Here is an 11,028-nt window from a genome sequence, read left to right on the forward strand (position 1 = left end):
GTACCCCGAGAGTAATCAAAGGGTACGTTTACACTATTTGTTATTCAAAATTAAATTACAATAATTCTTAAGTAACCATATATTATGGCAAGAAATAATGATAAGAATGCAGTAAAGAGATTTAATAAGATCTCGATAGGTTTGGCATCTCCTGAGTCTGTTTTAGCAGCATCGCAAGGAGAGGTTCTTAAGCCTGAAACTATTAATTATCGTACTCACAAACCAGAACGTGATGGTTTGTTCTGTGAGCGTATTTTTGGACCTGTTAAGGACTTTGAGTGTGCTTGTGGTAAATATAAAAGAATTCGTTATAAAGGGATCGTATGTGATCGATGTGGTGTAGAAGTAACGGAAAAGAAAGTTCGTAGAGATCGTGTTGGTCACATTAATTTGGTTGTACCAGTTGCACATATTTGGTATTTCCGTTCACTACCTAACAAAATAGGATATTTATTAGGTCTTCCTTCTAAGAAGCTGGATATGATTATTTACTACGAACGTTATGTAGTAATACAACCAGGTATTGCAAAGAATGAAGAAGGTGAGCCAGTTCAGAAAATGGACTTTCTTACAGAAGAAGAGTATCTTAATATCTTAGATAGTCTTCCTCAAGAGAACTTATATCTAGATGATACAGATCCTAATAAGTTCATCGCTAAGATGGGTGCAGAGTGTCTTATCGAAATTCTAAAAAGAATTGATCTTGATGAGTTATCTTACGAGTTAAGACATAAGGCAAATAATGAAACTTCTAAGCAGCGTAAAACGGAGGCTTTAAAGCGCCTTCAGGTTGTAGAATCTTTACGTGATGCAAATAAGAATAGAGAAAATCGTCCAGAATGGATGATTCTTAAAGTGGTTCCGGTAATTCCGCCAGAATTACGTCCGTTAGTGCCATTAGATGGTGGTCGTTTTGCTACATCAGATTTAAATGACTTATATCGTCGTGTAATAATTCGTAACAATCGTTTGAAGCGTTTGATGGAAATCAAAGCTCCAGAAGTAATTTTACGTAATGAAAAGCGTATGCTACAAGAATCTGTTGATTCTTTGTTTGATAATACTCGTAAAGCTTCTGCAGTTAAAACTGATTCTAACAGACCTTTAAAATCGCTTTCGGATTCTTTAAAAGGTAAGCAAGGACGTTTCCGTCAGAACTTACTAGGTAAACGTGTGGATTATTCTGCTCGTTCTGTAATTGTTGTAGGACCAGAATTGAAATTATTCGAATGTGGTCTTCCTAAGAATATGGCTGCAGAATTATACAAACCATTTGTAATCAGAAAATTGATAGAACGTGGTATTGTAAAGACAGTAAAATCTGCTAAAAAAATTATCGATAGAAAAGAGCCTGTAGTTTGGGATATCTTGGAGAATGTTCTTAAAGGACATCCAGTATTACTAAACCGTGCTCCTACGCTTCACCGTTTAGGTATTCAGGCATTCCAGCCAAAACTTATTGAAGGTAAAGCAATACAGTTACACCCATTAGTGTGTACAGCATTTAATGCCGATTTTGATGGAGATCAAATGGCGGTGCATTTACCATTAGGACCAGAAGCAATATTGGAAGCACAATTATTAATGTTAGCTTCTCATAACATTCTGAATCCTGCTAATGGTTCGCCGGTTACTGTACCTTCTCAGGATATGGTACTGGGTCTGTATTATATGACTAAATCACGTAGATCAACACCTGAGTTAGAAATTAAAGGTGAGGATTTAACGTTCTATTCTCCAGAAGAAGTAGTTATTGCTTATAACGAAAAACGTCTTGATATTAACGCTAATATTAAGGTTAGAACAAAAGATATCGAAGATGGAGAAGTGGTAACTAAAATTATAGAAACTACTACAGGTAGAGTTTTATTTAATGAAAAAGTTCCTGAAAAAGCTGGTTATATTAATGAAGTATTAACCAAAAAATCTCTTAGAGATATTATTGGAGGTATTTTAAAAGTAACTAGTGTACCAGAAACTGCTGCTTTCTTAGATGAAATTAAAACGTTAGGATATAACTTCGCATTTAGAGGAGGATTATCCTTTAGTTTAGGTGATATTATTATTCCTGCAGAGAAGCATAAAATGATCGCTGATGCTAATGGTCAGGTAGACAATATAGTTGCTAATTATAACATGGGTCTTATTACTAATAATGAGCGTTATAACCAGGTAATTGATATATGGACATCGACCAATGCGGAATTGACAGAATTGTCAATGAAACGTATTAGAGAGGATCAGCAAGGGTTTAACTCAGTATATATGATGCTTGATTCTGGAGCCAGGGGATCTAAAGAACAGATTCGTCAGCTTACAGGTATGCGTGGATTAATGGCAAAACCAAAGAAATCGAATTCAGCTGGTGGAGAGATTATTGAGAATCCAATTCTTTCTAACTTTAAAGAAGGTCTTTCGATTCTTGAGTACTTTATCTCAACACACGGTGCTCGTAAAGGTCTTGCGGATACTGCACTTAAAACTGCGGATGCTGGATACCTTACACGTCGTTTAGTTGATGTTGCACAAGATGTTATTGTTAATATCGAAGATTGTGGAACATTGCGTGGGGTAGAGGTTACTCCTTTGAAGAAAAATGAAGAAATTATTGAAGGTCTTGCTGCTAGAATTACCGGTAGGACTTCATTAGTAGATGTTATAAACCCTCTAACTCAGGAAGTGCTTGTAGAAGCAGGAGTTGAGATTGATGATGTAACTGCTAAAAACATTGAGAATTCTCCAGTAGAATCTGTAGAAGTTCGTTCAGCATTAACTTGTGAGGCTAAAAAAGGTATTTGTGTAAAATGTTATGGTCGTAACCTAGCAACTGGTAAAACAGTTCAGCGTGGTGAGGCAGTTGGTGTTGTGGCAGCTCAATCGATTGGAGAGCCTGGAACTCAGCTTACATTGCGTACATTCCACGTAGGAGGTATTGCAAGTAACATTTCTGAAGAAAATCAATTGAAGTCTAAATTTGCTGGTAAGGCAGAGATAGATGAATTGAAAACTGTAAAAGGTCAAGATTCTGACGGAAATGAAATTGATGTGGTAATCTCTCGTACTTCTGAAGTTAAGGTTGTAGATCCTAAAACTAAGATCGTACTTAGTACAAACTTAATCCCTTACGGTTCGCAGTTATTTATTAACAGTGGAGATACAGTTAAGAAAGATCAAAGTATCTGTCAATGGGATCCATATAACGGTGTGATCATTTCAGAATTTGCAGGAAAAGTAAGTTATGAAAATGTTGAACAAGGTATTACTTATCAGGTAGAAATAGATGAACAAACTGGATTCCAGGAAAAAGTAATCTCAGAATCTCGTGATAAGAAAAAAATACCAACGCTATTAATTATGGGTAAAGATGACGAAGTTCTTCGTTCTTACAACCTTCCGGTTGGAGCCCACTTAATGGTTGATGACAATGATAAGATTAATGTTGGTAAGATTTTAGTAAAAATTCCTCGTAAGTCAGCAAAAGCTGGTGATATTACAGGAGGTCTTCCACGTGTAACGGAATTATTTGAAGCACGTAATCCATCTAATCCTGCTGTAGTTAGTGAAATTGATGGTGTAGTTTCTTTTGGAAAAATTAAGCGTGGTAATCGTGAGATTATCGTAGAATCTAGGATAGGTGAGATCAAGAAGTATCTTGTGAAGTTGTCTAATCAGATTCTTGTTCAGGAGAATGACTTTGTTCGTGCTGGTATGCCATTATCTGATGGTTCTGTGACTCCAGAAGATATTCTTAAGATCAAAGGACCTTCAGCTGTGCAACAGTACTTAGTTAATGAAGTACAGGAAGTATATCGATTACAAGGTGTGAAGATTAATGATAAGCATTTTGAGGTTGTAGTACGTCAGATGATGCGTAAAGTAAGAATTCAAGATCCAGGTGATACTATTTTCTTAGAGAATCAATTAGTTCATAAATCAGATTTCATCCAAGAAAACGATGCTATCTTCGGAATGAAGGTGGTAGAAGAAGCTGGAGATAGTGAAAACCTAAAAGCAGGTCAAATTATTTCTCCAAGAGATCTTAGAGATGAGAATTCTATATTAAGAAGAGAAGATAAAAACTTAGTAGAAGCAAGAGATGTTACTCCTGCGACGGCGACTCCAATCCTTCAGGGTATTACAAGAGCGTCACTTCAAACTAAGTCATTTATTTCTGCAGCTTCATTCCAGGAAACTACTAAAGTATTAAACGAAGCTGCTGTAAGTGGTAAAGTTGATGATTTAGAAGGATTAAAAGAGAATGTAATCGTTGGACATAGAATTCCTGCAGGAACGGGTATGAGAGACTACGAAAGTATCATAGTTGGTTCTAAAGAAGAATTCGAAGATCGAATGGAACAAAGACAAGAAGTAAATTATAATTAATCAGTTAAGCCTGCCAATTGGCAGGCTTTCTGTTTTTAGAAAGCTATTGGCTTTTGTAAAATAATATAAAATGGCAGAGGAAAAGAAACAAAAACAAAATCAGTTAAATATAGAGTTGGATGATGCAATAGCTGATGGAGTATATAGTAACTTGGCAATTATTAATCACTCGGTATCCGAGTTTGTGGTAGACTTCGTTAATATTATGCCGGGACGGCCTAAAAGCAAAGTAAAGAGTAGGATTATCTTAACTCCTCAACATGCTAAAAGATTATTAAAAGCTTTAGGTGATAATGTGTCAAGGTTTGAAGCTGCTCATGGCGAAATAAAGGATTATGATCAACCACCAATTCCTTTAAATTTTGGGCCTACAGGACAGGCATAATAACATATTGTTATAAAATTATATGCAACCCATTGTTTTTTTAACGGTGGGTTTTTTCATGAATATTTTAGAGTTTGATAAGGAAGTATATTTTTAGTATCTTAAACCTTCTTTTATTTAACGTATTAAAATATGTCCGAAAGAATTAAAACATATTCAGAATTTTATAGATTTTATCTTACCGAACATCAAAATAGGACAAGTAGGACTTTGCATTTTGTAGGGACCTTTTTGGTTTTTATTATTATAGGCATTGCTATATATAATGGATGGGGTTGGAAGTGGTTTTTGGTTCCTTTAGTTGGTTATGGATTTGCATGGGTAGGTCATGCTTTTTTTGAAAAGAATAAACCTGCTACTTTTAAATATCCTTTTTGGAGTTTGATTTCAGATTTTAAATTGTTTTTTGAAATTCTTTTTGGAAAACGAGCGTTTGATAGCTCGAAAGATTAAAATAGTTTTTTCTTATAAGTATTTTTTTTTCATAAATTTTAGTGATAAGTAAATTAAAAACGGATCAAATAGAAAGTATTTCATCCATTTTTAATTTAAAAATATAAGTTATTTAGTTTATCTTTTTAATTGCTCTAAAAAGTTATTTAAAATAAGTTTAGAATTCAGATGTAAAATGAAAAATGATAGAAGGATATTTTTGTTGCGTCATTTGTAAACTAAAAGAAGAGTCTGCTAAAAATACTAATTGCCCTTGTTTGTCCTTAGCAAGAAATTTACTTTTTACTCTTTTGAAATCTTTGAATTCATCATTACTTTCATCTTCAACTTCTACCCAGCAAGCTTTATGTACATTTAGATTTTCATAAGTACATTTTGCACCATATTCATGTTCTAATCTATATTGTATTACTTCATACTGCAGGGCGCCAACGGTACCAATCACTTTTCTTCCATTTAGTTCTAATGTAAATAATTGAGCTACACCTTCATCCATTAATTGATCAATTCCTTTTGCTAATTGTTTGGATTTTAATGGATCTGCATTATTAATATATCTAAAATGTTCTGGAGAAAAACTAGGAATACCTTTATAGTTTAACTTTTCACCTGTTGTTAATGTATCACCAATTTTAAAATTACCAGTATCATGCAATCCCACGATATCTCCTGGGTATGAGATGTCGACAATTTCTTTTTTCTCTGCAAAAAATGCATTTGGACTCGAGAATTTAAGTTTTTTGTTATGTCGTGTATGTAAATAAGGTACGTTACGTTCAAAAGTTCCTGATACTATTTTAATAAAAGCTAACCTATCTCTGTGTTTAGGATCCATGTTTGCATGGATCTTAAATACAAATCCCGTGAAATCTTTTTCATCAGGTTGTACAACTCTTATATCACTTTCTTTAGCTCTTGGAGTAGGTGCTATGGATATAAAACAATCTAATAATTCTCGAACACCAAAATTGTTTAATGCAGAACCAAAAAAAACAGGTTGTAAATCTCCTTTTTGATATAATTCTTTATCAAATGATGGATAAATACCATCTACTAATTCAATTTCTTCTTGTAAGGTATCTGCGGCTGTATCCCCGATTAAAGTAGTAAGTTCAGGAGACGATAAATCGGATACTTCAATGGTCTCTTCAATGTTTTTTCTACTATCTCCACTAAAAAGATTGATGTTCTTTTCCCAAATATTATAGATACCTTTAAAATCATATCCCATTCCTATAGGAAAACTTAAAGGAGTTACCTTTAATCCGAGTTTTTGTTCTACTTCATCCAAAAGCTCGAAAGCATCTTTTCCTTCTCGATCCAGTTTGTTGATAAAAACAATCATTGGGATATTTCGCATTCTACACACCGAAACCAGTTTTTCGGTCTGTTCCTCTACACCTTTAGCAACATCAATAACAACTATTACACTATCAACAGCAGTTAAAGTTCTAAAAGTATCTTCTGCAAAATCTTTGTGTCCTGGTGTATCTAAAATATTTATTTTAATGCCTTGATATTCAAACGCTAGTACAGAAGTAGCTACAGAAATTCCTCTTTGGCGTTCGATTTCCATAAAGTCACTGGTAGCACCTTTTTTGATCTTATTAGATTTAACAGCTCCTGCTTCTTGAATTGCACCACCAAATAGAAGTAATTTTTCTGTTAATGTTGTTTTACCTGCATCAGGGTGAGAAATGATACCAAAGGTTCTTCGTCGCTTTATTTCTTCTGAGAATTTCATTGTAGTTCTATTGCTAAAGTTTGCAAATATACTATATAAATGTACAATGGGGATAAGAGACTTAAAAACTACGTTATTTTGAAATATGATAATTTTCAACCGTTTTTCGCCGTTCGAAAAGTGTATTTCATCGAAAAAATGAAAAAAATTTGGGGAATTAAGTGTTAATTGTTCTAATGTGTGCCATATTTGTATAGATTATATATTACGGTTTTACCGTAATTTTATCACGTATTTTTAAAATATAAATATTGTTTAAGATATTTATGAATAGTAAATAAAGGTTATACCCAAGCTTTTATATACTGTTGTAAACCATCGTCATATGAAAAAAATTACCCAAGTCTTGTTGGGTCAAAGTGCGTTTATGTCTCTTTTGACCTTTATCTTTTTAGTTACCTACAGCGCTTCTGGTCAGGAAGGGAAAGATGGTGATCTTACGGTAACTGCTGCAAATACGGTTCTTAATACTTACAGTCCTATAACTTCGGACATAACAGCTGGTGATACATCCATTGATGTCAATAGTGTTGCAACTGATCTAGGAGGTCTTTCTAGTGGTGATTTAGTCTTAATTTATCAAGCTCAAGGGGCATCTATTAATACAACAAATACCGTTAATTATGGCGATATTACGGATTATGGAAGTTCAGGGTTGTATGAATTTGGATATGTTTCAAGTATTAGTTCAAATACGATTACGTTAACATGTGAGATAGCTAATGGTTATTTTGTTGCTGGAAGAACACAAGTAGTAAAAGTTCCTCAATATGATACACTTACCATACAAGCAGGTGCCTCTGTAACATCTTTAGCTTGGGAAGATTTTGCGGGTAGTAGAAGAGGTGGTGTAGTTGTTATTACTGCGAACATAATTGACATAGAAGGAGATATAGATACATCTGGTCTTGGGTTTAGAGGAGGCGAGGTAGAAAACAGTACTACAGGAGCTAATGCGACTGTTTATAGCGATTATGTTTCTACTTTAGCTAGTTTGAGTGCAGAAAAAGGAGAAAGTATAGTAGGTTATCAAGCAGATTATGATGTTTTAGGTGGTAGATACGGTCGTGGTGCTCCCGCCAATGGTGGTGGAGGTGGAAACGCTCATAACTCCGGTGGAGGAGGGGGATCTAATGGGAATAATGGTAATACTTGGTTTAATGGATCAGGTGTAATGTGCTCTGGATGTACTGGGGCCACAGCTTGGACTTTAGACCCTGATTATATTGCTAATGGAAATGCTCTTACGAATTCTTCTGGTGGAGGAAGAGGAGGGTATTCTTTTGGAAGTAGTAATCAAAACGCTTTGACTCTTGCTCCAGGTAGTGCTGCTTGGGGAGGAGATTTAAGAGATCCAGTTGGTGGATTAGGTGGTAGACCTCTTATTGCAAACGAACAAAATAGAATCTTTCTCGGAGGAGGAGGAGGAGCCGGTGATAGAAATAATAGCGCAAGTCAAGATGCTGCTAATGGAGGTGGTATAATTTTGCTTGGAGCAAATTCTATTACAGGTTCTGGTAACATAATTGCTAATGGAGCTGATGCTTTACCAACAGTTCCAAATCATAATGATGCACCTGGAGGAGGAGGAGGAGGAGGAAGTATTGTATTAAGAGCTTCTTCTATAGCCAATACCTTGATTCTTACTGCTAATGGAGGAGATGGAGGAGACCAATTGATTACTAATAATGAAAGTGAAGGCCCTGGTGGTGGTGGTGGTGCTGGTTTTGTGGCAATTTCTGCAGGCTCACCTACTATTAATATAAATGGAGGTTCTAACGGTATTACTAATAGTGGTGCTGTAACCGAATTTCCAACAAATGGAGCTACAAGTGGGGCAAGTGGTGAATCAGTTACAGGTATAAGTAATGGAGCGATAACTTGTTCTAATCCGGGAACAATAAGTGGAGTAGTATATAACGATGCAAATGGTGATGGTGTACAAAGTGGCGAATCAGGAATTGGTAGTGTTACCATTACTATTACAGATGTAAATGGAAATACTCAGACGATACAAACAAATCCTGATGGAACATATAGTGCTACTTTACCTCCTGGTAATGCTACTATTGATATTTTGGATTCTGATACGGATTTACCAGTTAATGCTATCCAAACACAAGGAGATGATCCAACAAGTATAGTTGTAGTTGCAGGTTCAAATACAGCTTCTGTCCCTGACGGATTCGTTATAGATACAGATGGAGATGGTACAGGTGATCCATTAGATAATTGTCCTACGATTCCTAATGCAGGTCAAGCTGACCAAGATTCTGATAATGTTGGTAATCTTTGTGATAGTGATGATGATAATGACGGGATATTAGACACTGATGAAGGGTTGAATTGTGCATCTTCATCAATTAGTGTTGGAACGGCTCCTTCAGGAAATCAGAATGGAGTAGGTGCTATAAATGATATCTTCGACTTTGATGGAGTAGATGTTGATATTACTACAACGATAAATCAAGTAGATGGAGGAGCTTTAAACATATTACAGGTTGATGATCCAACTACTATTAGAATTCAAGGTGAAGAAATAGATGACGGATTATCTGAAAGCTTAGTGTATACTTTTACATTCAGTGAGCCGGTTACTGGTGTTAAGTTTAGGTGGTCTGGAATAGATAGCGGCGATAAAGTAACTGTAAATGCTACTGGTCCGGGAAGTCAAATTATTAATTTGGGATCCTTGATGAATCCAACAACTTTTCCTAGTGGGAGTTATACAACTACTTCATCTGGAAGTTCTCATGTTATTGTAAATAACGATAGTACATCCCCTTCCATAACTTCTTATACTAATGGTTCGGGCGATACGACACTTAATTATTCGGATATTGTTATAGAGGGATTAGTATCATCTTTTCAAATTACTACAGGGAAAGCAAGGCAAGATGGGAATGTGACAAATAATGGTCTTATTACATTTCTTTTTTCAAATTTCACGTATTGTACTTATGAAGATGCTGACGGAGATGATATTCCTAATCATTTAGATTTAGATTCTGATGATGATGGTTGTAGTGATGCCAATGAGGCTTACAATGATAGTAATGCTGATGGAGGTGATGGCGGACAGTTTGGTTCGATAGATCCTGCAACAGTAGATGGTTCAGGTTTAGTAACTGAAACAGGTGTAGATTATACTCTAGGAACAAATGCTAATGTTACTGCCGGTGGAGCAAATATATGTACAACTCCTGCACCAGTAACATTACACCAAAGTCCAGCTTGTACAGATACCGTATATAATTTAATATGGGATGGGTTCGTACCTAATGGAGTAGATCAATTCGATTGGACTCCTGATGGAGCTTTAACAAATACGTTTTCTGATGTAGATGGATCAGGGATAAATATAACACACACTTTCTCTGGAGAAACGGGGACTTTAGGTACTTGGCCTACAACAGGTTCTACAGTAAGTCCTAGTGTAGATTCTAATGCAACAGCAAACCTAGGTGATGAAGTGTTAGAATATTTCACAAATGGCTTTGGAGCAACAGGAATTACGCAAACAATAACATTTAGTACGGATATATATTCCGTAGGATTTGATCTTTATCATATCAATGCTAATGGTACAGGGAATGGAGATCTGTTTACCGTAACTGCTACGGATGGTGCAGGGAATACAATTTTTCCAACATTCACCGACTCTGGAACACCTTCTTATACTTCTAATAGTGGTACTGGAGTTATTGATGCTAATGCTAATTCAGTAAATAATCAAGATGACCAAATAGGCGTTAATTTTGAAGACCTTGATGGAATAGCTAGTATAACTATTGTATGGCAAAATTGTACTACTTGTAATCCTTCAGCTCAACACGGTTCTGCAATAGGAGGATTTGATTTTTGTACGGTGATACCGCCATCAGGTGACTTATCACTTAACAAAGGCGTTGTATTAACGACGGATGCAGATGGTAGTACGACTGCTACTGCAGGAGATACAGTTACTTTTACCGTTACAGTAAGCAATGCGGGTCCTAATAATGCTACTGGCGTTGAAGTAACGGATCAGGTTCCAACTGGGTATACGATTGTAGGTTCCAAC

General features: G+C 35.6%; 4 protein-coding genes and 1 pseudogene. 4 read left to right on the forward strand and 1 reads right to left on the reverse strand.

Annotated features, from left to right (window positions below; genetic code table 11):
* Positions 1-84: 84 nt before the first annotated feature.
* From rpoC to J8L88_RS19890, 3 genes are all read left to right on the forward strand, one after another.
* Positions 85-4,383 (forward strand): DNA-directed RNA polymerase subunit beta', encoded by a 4,299-nt coding sequence (gene rpoC, locus J8L88_RS19880; protein ID WP_027393802.1) that lies wholly within the window; start codon positions 85-87, stop codon positions 4,381-4,383.
* Between the two features lie 70 nt (positions 4,384-4,453).
* Positions 4,454-4,768: a DUF3467 domain-containing protein gene (locus J8L88_RS19885; RefSeq protein ID WP_027393803.1), complete on the forward strand. Its 315-nt coding sequence runs from the start codon at positions 4,454-4,456 to the stop codon at positions 4,766-4,768.
* A 132-nt stretch (positions 4,769-4,900) separates the two neighbouring features.
* A complete protein-coding gene (locus J8L88_RS19890) occupies positions 4,901-5,221 on the forward strand; it encodes a DUF962 domain-containing protein (protein WP_211061640.1) in 321 nt (106 codons plus the stop codon).
* 157 nt (positions 5,222-5,378) lie between these two features.
* Here the strand turns inward: J8L88_RS19890 and J8L88_RS19895 are convergent, their stop codons facing one another.
* Positions 5,379-6,965, reverse strand: coding sequence for a peptide chain release factor 3 (locus tag J8L88_RS19895; RefSeq protein ID WP_211061641.1), 1,587 nt, complete (start codon positions 6,963-6,965; stop codon positions 5,379-5,381).
* A gap of 325 nt (positions 6,966-7,290) precedes the next feature.
* Here J8L88_RS19895 and J8L88_RS19900 point away from each other — a divergent pair.
* Positions 7,291-11,028 (forward strand): annotated as a pseudogene (locus J8L88_RS19900) (DUF11 domain-containing protein); the annotation flags it as partial.

The organism is Aquimarina sp. MMG015, assembly GCF_018100855.1.
Taxonomy (GTDB): Bacteria; Bacteroidota; Bacteroidia; order Flavobacteriales; family Flavobacteriaceae; genus Aquimarina; species Aquimarina latercula.